Here is an 18,964-nt window from a genome sequence, read left to right on the forward strand (position 1 = left end):
CATGACCGATACATCCTTTCGAGAACGAGCTAACGGGCGACGTCGCTGGCGGCAGAACTACGCGGGATACGGGAGGACACCGTGGCCGTGCTGGACGGGGCGGCGCTGCGCACGCCGGCCTGGGCTGCCGACCGCACACCGGAGCCACCGGCAGGACCGGCGGCGCGACTGCGCCCGCGCTGCTGGGCACCGCCAGCGGAACTGGCCGCATGCCGCCCCCCGCCCGCAGCCGGCGCCGCTGGCCGCGTTCCCGCACCTCCACCTCCACCTCCACCGCTCGAGGAGTGACCGGTAGCGGCCGGGCTCAGCGTGCGCGCCCCCCCACCGTCGCCGCGTGACTTCGATCCGGTGCCACCGGCCTGGCCGAGGTAGCCGCCCTGGGACCCACCGCCGCCGCGACCACCCATCATCGACAGCGCCTTACCGCCACCCTGAGCGGCCAGGGAAGTGCCGCCGGTCGCGATGGCAGCACCGGCACTGACCCCCAGACCAGCCAGCGCAGAACCGGCACCCAGGCCGCTGCCAGCGGTGTCGTTGGACACCCCGATCACCCGCAGCAGCGCCGGCAGCGCCGCCGCCGCCACGGTCAACAGAACCAAGCCATTGAACTTGGAGATGTCATTACCACCGTCGGCCGCCCAGAACGCGCACGCCATGATGGCTGCTGCTGCGGGTTTGAACAGCACAAATGCCCACGCCCAGTTGCGCATCTTCTCGTAGGCCGATTCGCCCATCCCTGATCCGGAGCCGGCCGCGGCGAACGGGATGAATCCGACGATGACAATGAGGAACGCCTGCCGAATGATCAGTAAGATCACCTGCGCCAGCGCGCCGAGCATCCCGAAGATGGCGATCATCAACACCCATCCGGGTGCCCAGGAGCTGTTGTCGGCCAGCAGCATCGTTTTGACCTTGCCGCCCAGATCGCCGCCGGTGGACTCATTCAGCAGCCAGATCGCCACCGCATCGCCGACCACGGTCGCCAAGGTGATGATGGTCGGCATGACCGCGGTCGCATACACGGTTCGGGCTACGATCTTGGCGACGCCCAGCGTTTCGGCGGTCTCCCCACCGGGTGCGGCCATCGCTATGCGGATCGAGGCGAGCATCAAGGACCCGAACAGGAACGCCACCTGGAAGATCCAGAAGTAGCTTTGCAGAATTGTCAGATAGTTCGAGTTGGCGAGTTTGGGAGCTGGGGTGGAGAACCACCCGTTCAGCAGAATCCCGAAGCCGTCCGCAACGCCGGCGATCATTCCCTTGACCGCTTTGCCGAAACCGGTGCGCCACATCGCCTGTAACGCCTCATTGGGGTGGGTCAGGACGTTGGCGAGCTTGCAGCCTTGCTCGGCGATGTTGCCGGTGATCTTGCGGTTCCAGTTGAGCGGGTTCTTCCAGGACCCGGTGTTGCGGCTCAGCCGTTCGCAGGTCTCGTCGAAGCCGTAGGTACCGCCATTGTTGGGGTTAACCGTGCCGCCGACAGGTCCCCCCACCGTCTTGATGGCAAACGCGGTGGAGGTGCAGTTTTGGCCCATCCACGGAGCCCCGACCTGTTTGGGGACGCAGAGTTGCTTTTGCACGGCGGTGTAACCGGCCGGTGGACGCTGCCCTGGTTTCAACCGCAGTGCGGTGGGCGGCACCCCGTACGCCCTCACGTCGCTCTCGCTGGCCTTGTCATACCCCGCGGGAGTCTGTGGCGCACTCGGTGCGTTGCTGATCGTGGGCGGTGTGGAGGGGACTGCGAGCGCCGGACCGCCGCCAATCACGATGAGCGACAGAGCAAGCACAGCCATCGCCGCGGTGATGACCCACGATCTGGCCCGGGGTGGCCGGTGCTGTCGGATCACCACGTCGTCCACCCCTGCAAGGTGGCGGTGTGGCCGGTGGGGTCCTGGTCGGTGCTGGGGAACTGCAACTTCCAATCCTCGCCGTCGTCATCCCACAGCAACTCGACGCGACTGGTGGTCCACTGCTGCGCGTTGTCGGTAGAGCTGTCCGGGGCGCGGGTCGCGTACTCGACGACGGCGAAATCAGGTGCGTAGGAAGTAATCCGGAACGCGTCGGCCTGGGTCAGATAGGACAGTTCGGCATCGGCCATGTCCCGGTACCACGGCCCCTCGGCCGTCAGCTGCGCGTAGACTTCGCGGCGCTGGGCGTCGGTCATGACCGTCTGGGTGTCGTAGATGGTGCGCGCAAGATCGTTATTGGCGGCGCCCAGACGCATCGTGATCTGCCATCCCGCCAGCGCGGCTCCCTGCGGGGTATGGGCGAACCCGAACGCCTGCCCCGCAGCCACCCGCCGCGGTCCGTCGCTGGTCGAAAAGGCCACGATCGCGCCGTCGTTGACCTTCTCCCAGATGATCCCGGCGGGTGCCGGGGTGGGGATGTCAGCGGCCCAGGTGCCCTCACTGGTGCGCGGCTGCTGCGGCAGAGCCCACCCGCCAGGCCATTTCGGTATGTCAACCCGCCGCCCGAACCGATCGGTGGTCGGGGTGGCGAAGCCACGAAACGCAGGGTCATCGGAGGTGATGCCCGGCCCGCTGGGTTCAGCGCCGGTCACGCTGGGTGCCGTGGTCCGGGCCGGCCCATCAGAAGAACCCTGGGTGCGCACCACGACCGCCAGCACACAACAAATGACGATGAAGACGATAAACGCGAAAGCGAGGACGGTGACGATGGGATTGCGCCGGCGGCGCGGCCGTTCGGCGGTATCCGGCTGCGGCTCAGTCATTGTCACCACCCACCTCCCACCGACTCGGGAAGCACGGCACCAACCGGGTGGATTCTGACCCCGGCCAGAGGGGGCGGCCCCACCATGACATTCAGCACCACGCAGAGCGCAATGAGGAGGCCGATCACGAGGAGGATGCCGAGGAAGAGTTTGCGGTCAGTCATCGTGCCCACCCGCTTCCCGCACACTCGGTGAGCACCAGATCAGACCAGCCACGAACACCATGAGCACTGGTGCGACCCACCAGCCGAGCCAGAGCACCACCGCCGGCGTGACGAACAACCAGACCAGCAGCACGGTGGCGGTTTCGGGGTCCAAGCCGAATAGGGATCGCTTCTTGTTGGGGTGGCTCTGATGGTCTGGGTCGGTGGTTCGGTGGTGAACAGTCATGGGCAGGACGACCTTTCGGGATATGCGCGGGGGCGGGCAGGCAACGCGGTTAGGGGCAGCCGAACGGGGTGTATCCGGCGAGGTCGGGAATCGTGGTGGCGGGGTGTTCCTTACCGGCTTCCGGGAGCAGCAGCAGCCAGTCGCTGCCCGACCACACCATTGTTTGGGTGGCGACGGTGGTGACCTCACGGCCTGCTGCGGGGTCGTGCCGGTTGACCGCGATCTTCACCACGGCCCGCTGCGGTGTGTAGGTGTCGAACCGAAACCCTTTGAGTGATTGGACATTCGGTCCGGATGCGGGCTGGGTGATCGACACCAGCGCCCGGTTGACCGCGTAGGTGTCGCGACCCAGGCCGGGCGCGGCCAGCGTGTTGGCCACGGCCACCCAGTCGGTGTCGGGAGCCAGCTGCAGCCGGGTGGTGGTTTGCGCCGCCGCCAGCGCCGCCCCCTGGGGGGTGTGGCTGTAGCCCTTGGCGACCGCCCCGTCCACGGTGCGGGGACCGTCGACGGACGAGGCGGGCAGCGTCACACCCTGCCAGGTGGTGCAGGCCACGTCGGCGGGGGCGGCGGTGGTATCCACTGCCGGAGCGGAGGCCTCGTCGTCGGAGGACGATCCGCACCCGCCGGCGATCAGCAGCGCAACAACGATCAGCACGAGCAGCGCCGCGACCCCCACGCCGGCGCGGCGGATCAGAGAAGAGGAAACGATCATGTCAGCACACGTCCTTTAGCTCGTAACGCAGATGAGATGGAGTAGGAAAACGGTCATTGGACAACGAAGCCGGCGATGATCCACGCTGACCCGAACAGCCACGCGGCGAACAGAATCCAGCGAACCTTGCTGTTCCACCGGACGCCGCTGCCGGTGCGGTAGTGCCACCATCCGAACCCGCAGGTGACGATGAGGGTGAGGACCAGTACGATGCCGCCCAGCCACATCCCCATCCCCAGGATCTGGGACAGTTGCTGCCACACCTCCGGCGGGAGTTGATGTTTCGGCGGTGCGGGTTCGGCGACGATGCCAGTCGAGGAAGCCACGGTCATCAGTTCATGGCGAAGGTGACCAGTGAGGCGGCGGAAGCGACGACAGCGGCGCCGATGAGCGCGCCGATGACGACCTTGACGCCAGTGCCACCGCGAGCGCCGACCCCACTGGAGTGATCCACCCACATCCAGCCACCGCCGAAGATCACACCGATCAGGCATCCCACCACCGCGGCCCACAGGCCGACACCGACGAGCTTCATGATCCGGTCCCCTCCCGGCGGCTGGACCGGGGTCGGCTGATCGATGGCCAGAGGAGTCACCGTCTCCCACATGCTGACGATTACGGACATCAGTACTTCCCTTCAGAGTGATGTGATCGGTTGATAGTGGTTGCGCCACAACCCATTGGCGGATTGTGTGTGGACGTGTGAGAGGGTTCGTGTGCCCCGCACCGGCGCCGGCCACGCTGTGCTCGGTTCACGGGCGGTCCTCGTGGTCGGTGAGGTAGGCGGCGATGGTGTCCCAGATGTCGTAGGCCGGTGCGATTACTTCGCGGGGAAGGAGGTGCTCGACTTCGCCGCGGCGCCGCCCGGTGGGCAGTGGTTGCTCGAGCGGCCAGGCGCTGATGTCCTCAGCGGTGTGCTCGATCCAGCTGTCCACCCACGGGATACGCCACACCTGGTCGGCGACCAGACCGCCGATCACCTCGCGTCGACGGCGCAGCGCAGCCGATTCGCGCCGACCGGGTTGGGCGGCGACGGTCACCAGTCCCACCAGTAGTGACGGACCGCCCAGCCCGGACAGATGCTGGGTGATCAGATCATGGGCGCGATCGAGACCGTGCGCCGATTCGCGGGCCACGATCACGACGAACGGTGATTCCTCACCGAATCCGCCCGGGAAGCATCCTTCGGCGTCGCCGGCCATTTCGGCCCAGGCCGCGGCGAGCATCGACGCACCGGCCCCGCCGTGGGCGCCGACGAGCCAGAACCGGGCCGGCGGGCGGCGCGGATCGGTGATCACCGGCTGTGGCCAGATCGGGGCGCACCGATGCGCCGGCGGCGCGAGCACCACTCCACTCGGGACGGCCGACACAGTGGGGGTGGCGGCCGGCTGCTCGTCGTCGACGGCCGCGTCGCCGGTGGTGGCGAGGTCATCATCGGCCGGGGCGAGGTCGTGGTGGTAGGCGGTGCTCATAGCCGCTGGCCTGCCGCGGTGGCGAATTTGGTGGCGAAGTCGTCGGCGACGGCGGCGGCCAGGCTTCGGTAGGCATGCCGGGTGCGGTGGTGGAGCCGATCCCAGTAGATCGGGCCTCCCTCGGCCAGATGCCGGTCAGCTGGTACCGCGACGACCGCCCGCACCCGCTGCGCGAAGTAATCGGTGACTCGTGTCAACCGCTGATCGCGTCCGGAGGGCGCCTGGTTGACCACCACCACCGCGCGTGCGGCCAGATCCGGCATGTGATGGGCATCCAACCAATCGAGCACGAACCAGGCGCGGTGAATGGCGGCCTCGTCGAGCAACGTCGGCACGACAACGGAATCGGCGCTCTGCAACACCCCGCTCGTGGCGGGATGGGTGATGCCGGTGCCGCAATCTGCGAGCAGCACCTGGTAGTGATCGGCGACCATCGTCAGTGCGGTCTGCACCTGGTCGGCAGTCAGGGCGTCCGAACGGGCTGGATCGGAATGGGAGGCCAGCACCTGCAATCCGGTGTCGGCTTCCACGGTGTGGGCACGCACATCGGCGTACTTGCTGTGCCGTCCGGATTCGATGAGGTCGTAGATGGTGGCCGTTGACCCCGCGGTGGCACTGGCGTGTGAGGCCGGCGCGACCCGGTGGGCCAGCCCACCCATGTCGGGGTTGACGTCGATCCCCAGGATGCGGTCATTGCGGACCTCGGCCATGGCCGAGCCGATGCCGACCACTGTGGTGGTCTTGCCCGCGCCGCCTTTCAACGACAGCACCGCCACCCGGTGATCGGCGTAGACCGGTGCGCTGATCCGGACGTTCAGGTCGTGGTCGGCAACATCTTTCGGCGATTCACCGGCGTTGAGCGTGCCCCCGCTGAGGACGTAGACCGCCCGCCGCCATCCCGACGCCGGAACCGGCCGCACTCCCCCACCGAGCACCGATCCCGGCGGGCGGGGCATCGCCCGCGCCGGCGGGGGCGCGGTGAACGCTGCCATCGGTGGTGAGGCGTGCCGCGAGAGGCCAATGGCACCGCTGTGCTGATCGGGACCCTCGCTGCCCGGCCACCTGGCGGCCGCGGCGAGAATATCGTTGTCGGTCGTCGCCGGCGATTCGGTCGTCACCGCGGTGCCCGCTTCGGCACCCCGGGCAGGGGTGGGCTGCAGGTCTGCGGTGCCCTCATCGCGGCCGGTGGGTGTGGCCAGATGGGACATCCATTCCGGGATGTGCGGCTCAGACATGGGGTGCTCCTAGCGGAAGTGATTGTGCTGGTAGATGGTTCCCGTTCAGGGGGTGGCACTTGGCGGGGTCGACGTCTGGTCGGTGGTACTCACGCTGGGGACCTGGGTTGTCGTCGGTGCCGGGGTTGACGTGATGGTGGGGGTCGGGGTGACAGTGGTGTCCGTGCCGGGGTCGGTGACACCGTCCTGGTAGGTGGGGGCCTGGGGGTCGGTGGTCTCGGTGGTCCACGGGTTGTACGAGGTCGTATCCGGAGTCGGCTGCTTGCGTGGCATGTTGAGGCCGGGCAGCCCGTTGTACGAGTCGGGTCCACCCACCGGGGACGTGAGGGTGATCAGCGACGAGTCCGGCGCATTCCCGGCGGTGGTCACCATGGCCGAGAGCAGATCGGTGACCGCGGCGATGGCCCAGTTCGTGGCGAACTGCACGGCGGTGGCACCATCGGCGGCCAGGGGCGTCTTGTCGTACGCGAAGTGCTTGGCGGTGTTCCAGTAGGTGACGTCGGCGGCCATGGCGATGAGCTGCTTGTTGTCGCGGAAGTCGGTGCTCAGCTCGTTGACGATCGCGGTTTCGGCCTGGTTCGCCCAGTTCTGCGGCAGCATCTCCAGCGCGGCGCTGCCCAGTTTGCTGCCGAACAACGCCAACCCGGCGGCGGGGTTGGTCAGCCCCACGGTGCCGATCTCGGCGATATTGGCCGGGGTGATGACCTTGCGCGCGATGGTGATCCCGGTGTTGATCGCGATGCCCAGCACCTTCTGCAGCGCGCCGAACACGTCGGTTTGGTACTGCGGGTCCGAGGCGACCGATGCCCGACCGAGCAGGCTCTGCTGCGGCTGATACTGCAACCCGGCCGTGGTCCCGTCGGTGGTGGAGATGTCGTTGTTGACCACATCGGCAGCGGTCTTGATCGCGGTGGTGCCCACCACATTTGCGACACTGGTCAAGATTCCGACCGGATCGTCGGTGTTGAGGTTGAGCTGCCCACCGACGTTGGTCACCAGTCTGGCCAGCGGCGCACCGGCCGGCATGTCGCACGCCAGATCGCCGGGGATGCAGGCCGAGGCCACCCGTCCGGTCAGCTCGCCGTACCCTTGCGGAGTGCCGGCCACGTCGGGGGCGATACCGCCGCCCGGACGATCGGGGGATGTGGTGCCTGCCCGCACATTTCGCACCGCGGTGCCCGGTGTGCCGGGTATCGCACCAGGGGTGCTCTGCCCGTCTGCCCCCGGAAAGAAGCCCGAACCCGGTGGCCGATTGGGCGAGCTGAACAGCATGCCCCCGGCGACCTGAGCAGCCGGGACCGGTCCGTTGCCGTTGCCGATGCGCCGCAGCAACGTGTCGCCGATCTGACCTCCCTGCGAATACGCCAGGATCATGAACTTCGTTGTCGGGCAACGCCGAGCAATATCGGTGATCACCTTGTTCGCCGATCCGAGACCCTTGGTCACCGATTGTTCGTAGGTGTTACCGCGCCATCCGAAATCGGCGGGATAGGGCACGTAGGTACGGTCGAACTTCGAGCGGTCGTTGCTGAACTTCGCCGATACCGGCACGATCACTTTCGACAACATGCCCGAATCCTGGCGCGGGTCCTGGCCCTCGGCGGATTCGTTGGTGCCCTGCAACGCGATCGCATGCACCACCGCGCACCCAGCCGGGCCTGCCGGTCGTGTGGTGCTCGGAGTCGTTGGTGCCACTGTGGTTCGGGTGGTATCCGGTGCGGCAGAAGTGGTGTCGGGCACCCGGCCAGAGGTCGGCATGCTGCCATCCGGGTTCGGTGTGACCGCCCAATCGCTCCCGGCCCGGCTCGATGAGATGCTGGGCGTCGTCGGATCGGCCAGCGCCGGAGACACCCCGAGCGAGGTTCCGGTGATGACCAGTGCAGTGACCAACGCGGCACTTCGGTGGTGACGCAACGGATTAGCCATGAGTACGTCCTTCTGTGGGGTCGGAATCGATCGACACAATCCAGGTGCGGCCGCCGGAATCAGCGGTCCGCACGATCTGATAGATGTTCTGCGGCGGCTTGCCGAGGTCCTGCTGTTCGGCGATCATCACCGCGTAGCTGCCCGGTGCGAGCGTGGTGATCCGCAAGCAGTACGACGTGTGCGGCGCCAATTTGTCGATGAACGACTGCATCCATCGGGCGTCACCGCGCATCGCCGTGGCGGCCAGTACCGTGCGAGCCTGCACCGCTGAGCGGGCGACGTAGTAGGAGTGCTGGAAGTACTTGATGACCTCTTCGCCGCCTCGTACGCCGCCGGGCTCTCGACCCGACCACACCGGACCCGTGCGCGCTGTTGGACACGGCGCACCCATCGTGTCGGGCGCGCCGGTGGCAGCCGGTTGCGCAGGCAACTGCGGTGTCGGTTCGGCAATCAACTTGCTGACGTCCTCACCCGGGTTCGTCTGCTCCGACAATCCCGAACCCAGCCACCACAACGCGCCGACACCGCCGAACGCCGCAGCCAGCAGCACCATCACCGCCGCGACCGTGACCTTCGTCCCGCGCCGCCGTCGGCGCACCAACAACTCCCGCTGATCAGACACAGCACTCGCCGCCACCGCAGCCTCATCAGCCGGTCGCTCCTGGACCCCGGTGCTGTGAGCGCGGTCGAGCATGCGTGTGGTGCGGGTGGTGTCGGTGGCTGCCGTCACGCGTGCCCGGCCCACGACCAGTGCCGGGCGCACCGCGCTCGCCGGCACCGGCTGCGCCCGACCGGCCTCAGCCACCTCCCACGGGCGGCGCCGCGGCACCGTCACACGCTGCTGATCAGTCATCAAGAATCACCGCCGCCCCGCTGGAATCAATTGCGGTAGACGTACATTCAGGTTCGCTCGCGGGAGCACCTTCTGCGCGGTCGCGGTCAGATCCTTCACGCCACCTGCGACAGCGCCGCGCACGGCCTGCGCGGTGCCTGCACCGAAGGAGTTCTCGATCGCCCGATACGGGGCGTTGGCCTGATCGGCCGAAATGTGCAGCGGCACCCGCGCAGCACCGACCTGCGCATGACCATCGACACTGCCGTTGCTACGCACCTCGTAGCGGACGCTTCCGCCACCGGGCAGCCCGGAGTTGTCCAGCTCGGCGGTGAACTCGAACTGATTCGCACCGGGATTCGGTGGTGCGGGTGGGCGCTCACCGGGGCCCTGCTGCCACGGCAGTCCCGGTCGCGTGGGGTGCGCGTTCGGGTCACCCGCACCCAACGCGTCGGCGAGCAGGCCGCCGATGGTGCCCAGCGCCGCAGCGCCGGCGGTGCCGGCCAGCACCGACACAAACACCGTCGCCGCCGTACCGGCCGCCAATCCGACACCCGCACCGATCCCGGCACCGACCAGTGTGTTCACCGGCGGGCCCGGTGGCAGCGGGACGACGCTGCCGACAATCGCGCCCGTCACCGCACCACCCAGCGTTGCCAACGGGATCAGAACCGGACCCACCACCAGCATCGTCGTGGTAAACCCGACCGCAAACCCGATCCCGCCGCCGACCGCGACACCGATGACCGCCGCCGCCGCTCGCCGCGATGCTTCATCCCTGGGCACACCGTGTGCGATCAAGAATCGGGCGATCTCGGCCTCTGCATATGCCGCCCACTGGTTCGCCGAGTTGACCGCGCGAATCTTGTTCGGAAACTCCGGAATTCGCTTCACCGGCCACTCGAGGTTCCCGACGCGCAAGGTGTCCGGTGGCGGAATGATCCGCTTCACCGGAGGAGTCGCACGGGGTACCGCTCGAGGCAAACCCGACTGTGGATACGGCACCGACTGCGTGCCCCCATCGTCGGGCGCCTGCCACTGCTCCCACTGCCCCGGAGGGGGTGGCGGTACCAGTGTGGGACCCGGATCATACGTCGGCGGCGCCGGCGGAGGCGTCGTAGTCACGCCGCCCTGGTCATCGCTGCCCGGCGAGTTCGTCACGCCGCCCTGGTCATCGCTGCCCGGCGAGTTCGTCACCCCACCCTGTTCGGGTGCCGCATACACCGTCCCCACCGACAACCCCAGACTTGCCACGACCGCAGCGGCCACTGCCCCCGTCAGCGCCCTTTGACGCGGCCGCGACCACCTGGCATGTGCCCGCCGCACAGTAGAAGGGGGTGCACACCACTCAGAATCAGCAAGCCGATCATGTTCGGCTGCAACCACATTCAACGAATGACGAGGCTGATACATAAAACACACTCTCCGAATCGACGTAGACGAGAACCGGACACCGATGCGCGAACCACCAGAGGGCACGCACCTGCGAGAACGATTGGATGAACCGCCAACCAAAGCGGCAAGAAGAAGGTGAGAGAAGGGATCGGCGCCGTGTCGCAGACGCCCGCACACAGGCACTGACAGCCGACCACCCGTAACAGCTAAGCTGGACACAGGGCCACCCCCTGCCCTCGTGCAGAGGAACGGAAAGGTGGCCTAGGTCCCGCGAGGACACGGGAAACCCGATCGCCTTGTCGAGGACTGCAACCCAGTCCCTGGGAGGGGCCGTTCGACGGCCAATCTTGCTGCCCCTCCCAGGGACGATCATCAATCGACGGCAACGTCACCACCGCCAATGCGAACGTCGCGATCAGCTCGCTGGGCCATCACCCAGCCCGCGCGGATCGCCACGTTGATCCGTACACGCATACACACCTTCATTCGTTGGGACACCGCACACAGCAAGTCCTCAGCGAATGGGGGCAGCGATACGCAACAAATCGCGTAAACTACCAACTGTCCCACCGATTCGCGGCACCTACCGCCTACAGGTCGGGGCAATCACAGTGGGCTCACGGACCCTGGTCCGGCCAGGCGCCAACCACACACCGGCCAGGTCCGTGACCCCACACTCTCTCGTAACACCCCCTCCAGCGTCTGTGTTGTCTCCAGGCCATCGCATAGATGGGGCATAATGAAGAGCGCTTCGCTCCCCAGGAATTGGGTTGGCGTTGCTCTCACGTCGAGCGGTATGACAGCTTCGAACGCTGACGGGAGGATATGAGGCACTGCGGCAGGGCGACTTCCGGTGCGGCACCGTCGCCGCTCGGTGTCGAATGCAATGCCATCTCGTGCATAATTGAAGGGGTCCAGCTCCACCGAACGCTGTGAGCATTTGGTGGCTGTGATTGGGTGAGCTGTCCGCGGTGAGGTAAGTGTCCGACGCCAATCAGATTCCCTCACCGCGGACAGCAACCTTCTACCGCCGGTGGACGCTGACGCGCCGACTAGCTGCGGTGACCGCCTTGATGCTTGTGCATGCACGGGTAAGGGGAGCTTGCGATAGCGCATAGGTGCTTCTCCTCCCAAACAGGTTGACAGCGTCACGACAGAGCCCACCATGGGGTGGCTCGTCTGCGACCGCTGGCGTTGCATCAACCGGCGGGAAGATCCTTGGACCGAAGCCCAAGCGCATTCCAACCGTACAAAGCTTGCGGTGATCACGCAAGATCCTTGCCCACGGTGTCGGTTTTCCCGTAGGTCGATCCTCACATTCCCTAGAGTAAACTCAGTAAACCGTTCATCGCAAGTAAGAATCGCAAGTTTACACCGACAATTACTCGAAGGGCGCCACATGACCGGCCAGAATGACCACAACGACTGGGGTTCTGGGCCGATGCGAGAGGTGGATTGGGTGGTGCCAAGAGGAGTGCGATCACCAGGGTTCTCGGCTGCTGCGCTTCGCAATGCCCTCGCACGTGAGTCGCTTGCAGCTGAGGATCTTGCCGATAGCATCGGCGTCTCTCGTCAGGCTGTTTCGTCATGGCTCACTGGGCAAACGACTCCATCTCCCACGTCACTTGTTCGTGCGGCGGAGATTCTCAACCTGTCGCCCGCCGACCTCACGCCCCATGTCGCTGCGGCCAACGTTCACTTGGCGGACTTGCGCGTGCGGGCCGGCCTCACCCAGGCGCAGTTCGCGGCGAAGTTGAAGATACCGGCCTCGACCCTGAGCGATATTGAACGAGGCCGGTCACGGTACGACGACCTCCTTGCGTCTCGGATGGCCGCGGTGTTGGAGCTGCCCGAGGACGAAGTTGCCTCGGCGTGGGAGCAGGCGGTCGTTGACAGGACCCGAGCACGTGAACAGGCCGACGCGGCGCGCCGACGTCGCAAGTAAGCATCGCAAACGTATGCCGAGTAGTATATTGCGCCTGTAATGGGACGTACGACTGGGTCAAGCGCCCAGTTGGCGCTTTCTGTAGAGGCGTAGGACTGAATGCTAGGAAACCGCGTTCGAAAAGTAGCTCCGCGCGGCTTTTCTGCAGCCATCCGCAGCCCATGTGTTCTCGGGTCGTGGCTCACGGCCGTAGGGTGTCGGTGTGTCAACTCGCGACCTCGGGGGAATTGTGGACGCTCACGTGCATCTTTGGGACCCCCTCACGACTCCACGCGAAGCCTCGTTGGGCGCCCGCATCTACCGCCGTACCCCGTCGCTGCTCTTCGAGGCTGGGGTCTTCCCTATCGCCGTCCCTAAGCGAAACCGAGTCTTCATCCGTACCCCACGGTACGTTGGTCGGCGGTTCGACTTAGCTGACTACGCGGCCGCCTCCCGCGATGTTCGTCAGGACGGACGTGGCAGTGAAATATCCTTCACTGTAGAGTCTTTCGTCCATATCGAAGCGAGCTGGAAAGCGACAGGGTTAGGCGCGGTCGACGAAACGCAATGGGTCGAGAGCCTTTGCCAGGACAGCTCGCCGACCTTGCTAGGGCTCGTGGCGCACGTGGACCCACGATGGCCCACCGCGGCCGCCGTCATCGATGCGCACGTCGCAGCGTCGCCTCGTCTGGTGGGCATCCGATGCTCGGCTGCCTACCACACTCATCGTTCAGTGAAGGACTGGACAGACTTACCGCATCTCTACACCTCGGCGACATTTCTTGAAGGCTTCGCCGAGATCGCGGCGAGAGCGTTGACCTTCGACGCTTGGGTGTACGGACACCAGCTCGATGATGTTGCCTCGCTGGCCCGCTCCTATCCTGACACCACCATCGTGCTCAATCACCACGGAACGCCAGTTGGGTTGGTCGGTCAATCTGGTGGGGTCCCACGGCTCCGTGATCAGACTGCTCGGTGGTATGACGGCATCGCGGAGTTGGCCGATCTTCCAAATGTGGTTGTGAAGCATTCCGGCATTGCTATGCCCATACTTGGTGGACGGTTCGATGATCCGACCCGGTTCATCGAAACCATGGGGCCATACATATCACACGTCACCAAGCTCTTCGGCGCGGATCGCATCATGTTCGGATCGAACGCGCCTATCGACTTTGCCGGCGCTGACTACCCGACCCTTGTCCATGCCGTGGCGGCCGGTGTGCTCGATGCTCTCGGCGAAGAAGCGCTACAACCGACCTTTTGTCTTAACGCGCAGCGGATCTACCACACGTCACCCTGAAGAACAGGAGAACGAATTATGCACGTCAGTGAGCTGCCTGGACCGTCTTGGTCGCTGCCACTTATCGGCGATCTCTGGCGGATCAATCCTGCGATGCCAGTCCACAGTGAGCTTGCGCTGGTCGAGAGCCTGGGAGCGCTCTACAAACTCAATATGGGGCTTGGTCGCGAACTAGTCGTAACAACCGACCACAACGTGATCAACGATACCTCCGACGAGGCCACCTGGACCAAGTTCCTCTCGTCCCCCTTTGTCCTTATGCGTGAAACGATGACAGGCAACGGTCTTCTCACTGCCAACAACTCAGATCCGCTCTGGAGCAAGGCAAATGATCTCATTGCGCCGGGATTCTCAAGGGGAGCACTGGTCTCGTATCACCCGATCATGATTGAGGCGGTCAATCAATTGTGTGATATGTGGGAAACCTCCCAAGGTAGCTGGGTGGATGTATCTCGGGACATGAACAGACTCACCATGGAAGTGATTGCACGCGCAGGGTTTTCCGATACCTTTAATGCCCTTGGTCCCGAATCGAGTAGTGCCAGCATTGTTGACGAGCTTACCCAGACACTACGTGCACTCTCGGCAACCGCAAACTCCCTACCCATCCTTGCGGCGCTTCGTTCCTCGCGACTCAAGCGCGGCGCTCAGTCCTTGCGGGATGCGGCGACTCGGATCGTTGCGCAGCACAGATCCAGATCTGATTCCCATGGCCATACAGACCTGCTCGATCGAATGTGCCCTGCGGGAAGTTCTGACGCACTACCCCGACAGAACGCCGTCGACCAGTGTCTTACACTCTTGGCCGCGGGCAACGAGACTACCGCCGGTACGCTGGCATTCTGCCTTCACTACTTGGCCCAGGACCTTGCGCTGCAGAGTAGCGTTCGAAACGAGGTTAAGTCGGTCGGAGCAGTGGCCGGACTACCGTATGAAGCGATCTCCAAGCTCAGGATCACCCGTAGGGTCGTTGACGAATCTCTGCGACTATGGCCTGTTGCGCCGGCCTATTTCCGGCGTGCGCGCCAGGACACTGTCGTGCACTCGCGAGATCATGGACCCGTGTCAGTTCCGAAGAACACTGTGGTGATGGTTCTGCTCCTCGGGGCTCACAGAGACCCAACGACATGGGGGTCGGATGCAGCGCAGTTCCGGCCCGACCGATTCGATCCCAAAGAGCTGCGCCGCTTCCCGGATCGCGTCTACCGCCCATTCGGAGTAGGCCCTCGTAGCTGTATCGGCCGCCAGTTTGCCATCCATGAAGCCATTCTTACTCTGGCGGGGATCGTAGAACGATACCATCTCGAACCCCAGGCAAAGACTCACTATCAGCTGCAGGCGGATGAGATGATCACTCTAAAGCCGCGCGGACTGAGACTGAAAGTTGAGGCGGTGGCGCGTGATGGCTCCTGATGCGCATTGGGTTGTAGTGGAAGCAATAAGCCCGGCAGGCATGAGCGTGATCAGCACGGGCGGTGTTCAACGTGAATGGACTTCTCTAAAACGGCGAGCACCAGCGATAGTTCCGATCGAAGATCTCGTCAGAGATGTTGTCACGCACGGTTCCACAATCGAGCGCACCTATAGACCAGCAAGTGGACGGCCCGTCCGAGTTATCGTTGTGCCAATCACGAGTCCCCGCGAATCGGTCTACGGTGTCCAGTTCTGGTGTGGTTCTGAGGATGACATTCCGCCGCCTCGGCGGCGGATAACGGGAGTCTTCTGGGATCTACAACGACGTACTGTGGTGCAGCCCTGGGAATCCACTTGGATGTCAGGGCGTGAAGACGACTACCACGAAGAAGTGCCGCTTGCGCGGGTCCTTCAACTGGGTACAAGATACGACCAGTTCGCTGAAACCCTTCAGTTGCTTTTCGATCCGAAAACCGGGCAGAAGGCCCAGACGCATGTCACCGTGGTGCACCATAAGTCAGGTAAGCGGATGTGTTGGCAGGTGAACATCGTTGCAATCCCTCCTCACGGAACCAAGGTGCTCTGGGAAGACGTGACCGATGCTCGCCCCCCCGAGACCCCTACGCTCCACCAACTTGGCATGGAGGAAGCAGCTGCCCGTGGGGTCAATGTCGCCGTGATCGCCCCCAGCGTAGGAACAATCGCGGTGTTCCTTACACCGCCACCTAAGTGGATGCCCTGGGACTACCATCGCCCAGGAACTCGCGTCATCCATCCTGATGACCAAGTCAAGATGATGGAGTTTCTAGGTTCTGAGGGCTTCGGCCGCAGTGACGATGCTTCGCGGGAGATCCCGGTGCGGCTGTTAAGTACGAGTGGCCGCTATCTCCCAGTGCGGATGGGTCTTAGACCAACCCCTGGGTCCATCGGGACAGGGATCGTGATAGCCACGTTTGGCAACCCAGAGGCTCACGAGACGCTTGTTGACGACTGATGAGCGCGTGAGCCTCCATTGGCTCCGGAGCGGCTCGTCCTGGCCGCGCGGTGTGGAGGCCCTACCGGCGTGTCAACCTGAAACTGAAACACGCAACCGGCATGATTGGAGCAGCCTGATTGGCGTCACGGCTGTAAAGGATGGATCGTCATGGCACAACGACACCTCGGTGATCGGCATGCGTACATGGTGCGCGCGAGCACGAGAGCCGACTTCGCGGCGGTGGCCGCTGAGCGAGGCTACTCGAGCGTGTCCCGATGGCTAGCTGATGTTGGTTACCAAGCCGCTGGCATGGATGAACTCGTTCTTGGCCCGGACAGGAAAGGAGATCAAGACCAGCTGCGTTTGCCTGCGTAGTTAACACGAACGCCCCCGGTTGGTACCCGAGGGCGTTCGAAGTGTGAGGGGCCCGAGTTGGTAGCTCGCCCCATTATCCCGAAGGGACTGTCCTGGTAGACAGGTCTCAGGGTAGCGCGCACCCTTTGGTGTCCGCTACACCTGCTTCTAGTGTGTCGGATCACGACTCGGTTGCGGCCGAGTCTCGGTGGTCTGCGTTGTATCGGTTGCTGCTTGCGCCGGGAACGATGGCGTGGGCGTTGGCTCCGACGACCACACCGAACCGTCCGGTGAAGGAGCGTGCCGGCGACGCTGTCGAATTGATCGGCGAGGCCGAGCATGCCGGAGCCGGTCGGGCGGTGTGGGCGGTGGTGGCCCCGGTGCGGACGGATCTGCTTGTCATCGACCTGGACCGCTGCGCAAGCCAGGTATGGCCGCAGCTACAGGATGTGGCCGATGAACACTCGGCCGAGGTGGCCTACCTGGCCGCGTCGGGTAGCCCGGACAGCATCCACGTCGCCCTGAGCTGCGCGACCACCGCCGGCGAACACGCCATCACCGATTACCTCGGCCGACTGCGCGCCCAGCTGGGTCTGCCAGCGTCACGTATTGCGGTGCAGCCGCGAGGTCATCTGCTCCGCCTGCCCGGGTCCGCCTCGCTCAAACCAGGTGGCCGGCACTGTGCGCCCGTCGACGACGACCTCCGCCCGATCACCGCGGTCGCGGCAGTGCAGCGTCTCCAGAGCGTGCTCAACGACCGTCTCGCCCCGGTGCAGGGCGAGTTCACCCGTCATGACGGCCGGTGGTGCGTCCGAGTCCCGGCGGTCACGTACCGGGCGGGCCTCGATGTGGAAGTCCGGCGCCGCGACGGCCTGATCAAGGTCGTCGAGCTAGGCGAGGTCGCCCACACAGCAGGTGACCGCATCGTTGCCGAGTTCGTCGACGCAGGCGACACCCCGTCGGACACCACCTCCGCGACCTCGGGCCTTGCCCGTGCGCCGCAGTTACGCCTGGTCGGCGACGGCGATGATGCGTTGCAATGGCAGTCCCCGCGGGCGTGGCGGCCGAGGCAAAGCCTGTCAGCCGCTGATTGGCAGATCCTCACCGACTCGACGACGTCGGATCGCTCCGCCGCGGCGACGGCCGCAGCGTGGGTGTTGTGGCGGGCGGGTGTGCGCACGTTCGCCGCGGCGCGCTGGTATTACCAGCATCTGCCGGCCTTTCGGAAGTTCCGCGACCGCGACCGGGATTCTCGCGGTGGTGGCACTTCTACTCGGTCGGCGTGTGTCGCCCATTGGGAGGCCATTGCCGAGCGTGCCCGCACTTATCGACCGCCGATCAGCCCCACGGATCAGGACATGCTCGACGAGGCCTTCTCCGCCGTGGCCACCTGGGACGACCCTGCTCTGGTCGCCGCGGGAGTCGCGGTCCTGACTCACCGCTTTGGCGATGGTTACGGCCTGCGCGATCGCCCCATCGCCAAGCGTGACCTCGCTGCCTGGATGTTTGTGTGCGACAGCCGCGCCCACACCTATCTCAAGGCTCTCGTCGAGCTCGGCCTGCTTATCTGCGCACGCGACTGGGCTGATGGGCCGCCCTGGCAGGCGACGCTCTGGCACCTTGGTGCAGCAGGCGGCATTTACCGAGGGAATGGTGCCCATGACGTCACACATCTAAAAGGGGCCTCGCCCCCCCTCCACCCCCTGTGGGGAAAGTTGGGGTTCGTGGCGTACGCGGTGTGGTCGTACACCCTGCACTCCCCCACCGGGCTGCGTAGCTCGCTGATCGCGAAGGAATGTGGCCTCGAGGTGGGTGACCGAACACACGGGGCTGTGCGGGTGTTACGTGAGTTGGCTGAGCTGGGGCTAGTTGAACGGCTGGGTCGGGGTCGAGGAACCCGGTGGAGTGGAGTTGGCGGTGTAGGGGTGGTTGCCGCGGCGGCCGAGCGAGTGGGCGCCGCTGAGCGTGCACGGCAGTTGCTGGCACGCATCGTGGCCGAGCGCAAGGTGTGGCACGCAGATGGCCCTGGCGAACGCTCGAGAATGGCCGCCCGACTGATTGAACTGCGGAAACGACTAACTCACACCGATATCGCCGGCCGTGATCAAGGCTCGCTATTCAGCGGATTTGAAGACATACGGCCATCGCCACTGAAAGGCTCCCAGCAACGCCGCCGTCGGTGGATTGATCGGTTACGAAGGTAAGCTCCGAGCTTCTCCCGGAGGGTGAGGAGCCGGAAAGAGCAACGGTGGCGCGCCCACTAAGCGAGGTTCTGAGTCTGACCGGCGGTGCACCGCCACGAAT

Annotated in this window: 18 protein-coding genes and 1 pseudogene; 7 read left to right on the forward strand and 12 right to left on the reverse strand. The window is 65.0% G+C overall.

Annotated elements, in window-relative coordinates; genetic code table 11:
- Positions 1-29 precede the first annotated feature (29 nt).
- The 10 genes from GBRO_RS24120 to GBRO_RS24910 form a co-directional block, all read right to left on the reverse strand.
- Positions 30-1,793, reverse strand: coding sequence for a hypothetical protein (locus tag GBRO_RS24120; protein WP_012836449.1), 1,764 nt, complete (start codon positions 1,791-1,793; stop codon positions 30-32).
- A gap of 50 nt (positions 1,794-1,843) precedes the next feature.
- Positions 1,844-2,731: a hypothetical protein gene (locus GBRO_RS24125; protein ID WP_012836450.1), complete on the reverse strand. Its 888-nt coding sequence runs from the start codon at positions 2,729-2,731 to the stop codon at positions 1,844-1,846.
- Between the two features lie 2 nt (positions 2,732-2,733).
- A complete protein-coding gene (locus GBRO_RS26480; protein ID WP_012836451.1) occupies positions 2,734-2,895 on the reverse strand; it encodes a hypothetical protein in 162 nt (53 codons plus the stop codon).
- Entirely contained in the window at positions 2,888-3,121 is a 234-nt protein-coding gene (locus tag GBRO_RS24130; protein WP_012836452.1) for a hypothetical protein, read from the reverse strand. The genes GBRO_RS26480 and GBRO_RS24130 overlap by 8 nt, the downstream gene beginning before the upstream one ends.
- Before the next feature lie 49 nt (positions 3,122-3,170).
- Complete coding sequence (locus tag GBRO_RS26485; RefSeq protein WP_012836453.1) at positions 3,171-3,833, reverse strand: hypothetical protein; 663 nt, start codon at positions 3,831-3,833, stop codon at positions 3,171-3,173.
- Between the two features lie 53 nt (positions 3,834-3,886).
- Positions 3,887-4,165 (reverse strand): hypothetical protein, encoded by a 279-nt coding sequence (locus GBRO_RS24140; protein WP_012836454.1) that lies wholly within the window; start codon positions 4,163-4,165, stop codon positions 3,887-3,889.
- Complete coding sequence (locus GBRO_RS24145; protein WP_012836455.1) at positions 4,165-4,458, reverse strand: hypothetical protein; 294 nt, start codon at positions 4,456-4,458, stop codon at positions 4,165-4,167. Before GBRO_RS24145 ends, GBRO_RS24140 begins: the two co-directional genes overlap by 1 nt.
- A gap of 127 nt (positions 4,459-4,585) precedes the next feature.
- Positions 4,586-5,305: a hypothetical protein gene (locus GBRO_RS24905; RefSeq protein WP_012836456.1), complete on the reverse strand. Its 720-nt coding sequence runs from the start codon at positions 5,303-5,305 to the stop codon at positions 4,586-4,588.
- Positions 5,302-6,540: a MinD/ParA family ATP-binding protein gene (locus GBRO_RS24155; protein WP_012836457.1), complete on the reverse strand. Its 1,239-nt coding sequence runs from the start codon at positions 6,538-6,540 to the stop codon at positions 5,302-5,304. Before GBRO_RS24155 ends, GBRO_RS24905 begins: the two co-directional genes overlap by 4 nt.
- Positions 6,541-6,585: 45 nt before the next feature.
- Positions 6,586-8,181: a cutinase family protein gene (locus GBRO_RS24910; RefSeq protein ID WP_052298459.1), complete on the reverse strand. Its 1,596-nt coding sequence runs from the start codon at positions 8,179-8,181 to the stop codon at positions 6,586-6,588.
- A gap of 31 nt (positions 8,182-8,212) precedes the next feature.
- Between GBRO_RS24910 and GBRO_RS26490 the strand changes: the two genes are divergently transcribed.
- Positions 8,213-8,449, forward strand: coding sequence for a hypothetical protein (locus GBRO_RS26490; RefSeq protein ID WP_169309909.1), 237 nt, complete (start codon positions 8,213-8,215; stop codon positions 8,447-8,449).
- Positions 8,450-8,458: 9 nt separating this feature from the next.
- On the opposite strand, the gene GBRO_RS24915 is transcribed toward GBRO_RS26490, so the two are convergent.
- Both GBRO_RS24915 and GBRO_RS24175 read right to left on the reverse strand, forming a co-directional pair.
- Complete coding sequence (locus GBRO_RS24915) at positions 8,459-9,319, reverse strand: hypothetical protein (RefSeq protein WP_012836459.1); 861 nt, start codon at positions 9,317-9,319, stop codon at positions 8,459-8,461.
- Between the two features lie 6 nt (positions 9,320-9,325).
- Entirely contained in the window at positions 9,326-10,249 is a 924-nt protein-coding gene (locus GBRO_RS24175) for a hypothetical protein (RefSeq protein WP_052298461.1), read from the reverse strand.
- A 1,843-nt stretch (positions 10,250-12,092) separates the two neighbouring features.
- Between GBRO_RS24175 and GBRO_RS25630 the strand changes: the two genes are divergently transcribed.
- The 6 genes and pseudogenes from GBRO_RS25630 (at position 12,093) to GBRO_RS24195 (ending at position 18,864) form a co-directional block, all read left to right on the forward strand.
- The gene (locus GBRO_RS25630; RefSeq protein ID WP_012836462.1) at positions 12,093-12,638 is read left to right on the forward strand and encodes a helix-turn-helix transcriptional regulator; all 546 of its coding nucleotides are present in this window, start codon (positions 12,093-12,095) and stop codon (positions 12,636-12,638) included.
- 241 nt (positions 12,639-12,879) lie between these two features.
- Positions 12,880-13,917: an amidohydrolase family protein gene (locus GBRO_RS24185; RefSeq protein WP_012836463.1), complete on the forward strand. Its 1,038-nt coding sequence runs from the start codon at positions 12,880-12,882 to the stop codon at positions 13,915-13,917.
- 18 nt (positions 13,918-13,935) lie between these two features.
- Positions 13,936-15,330 (forward strand): cytochrome P450, encoded by a 1,395-nt coding sequence (locus GBRO_RS25635; protein WP_012836464.1) that lies wholly within the window; start codon positions 13,936-13,938, stop codon positions 15,328-15,330.
- Positions 15,320-15,604, forward strand: a pseudogene (locus GBRO_RS27850) (GAF domain-containing protein); the annotation flags it as partial. The gene GBRO_RS25635 and the pseudogene GBRO_RS27850, both read left to right, overlap by 11 nt.
- Positions 15,605-15,661: 57 nt before the next feature.
- Positions 15,662-16,324, forward strand: a complete 663-nt coding sequence (locus GBRO_RS25640; protein ID WP_147290687.1) for a hypothetical protein — start codon at positions 15,662-15,664, stop codon at positions 16,322-16,324.
- A gap of 509 nt (positions 16,325-16,833) precedes the next feature.
- Entirely contained in the window at positions 16,834-18,864 is a 2,031-nt protein-coding gene (locus GBRO_RS24195; RefSeq protein WP_147290686.1) for a hypothetical protein, read from the forward strand.
- The last annotated feature ends 100 nt before the right edge of the window (positions 18,865-18,964 follow it).

Source organism: Gordonia bronchialis DSM 43247 (assembly GCF_000024785.1).
GTDB classification, from domain to species: Bacteria; Actinomycetota; Actinomycetes; order Mycobacteriales; family Mycobacteriaceae; genus Gordonia; species Gordonia bronchialis.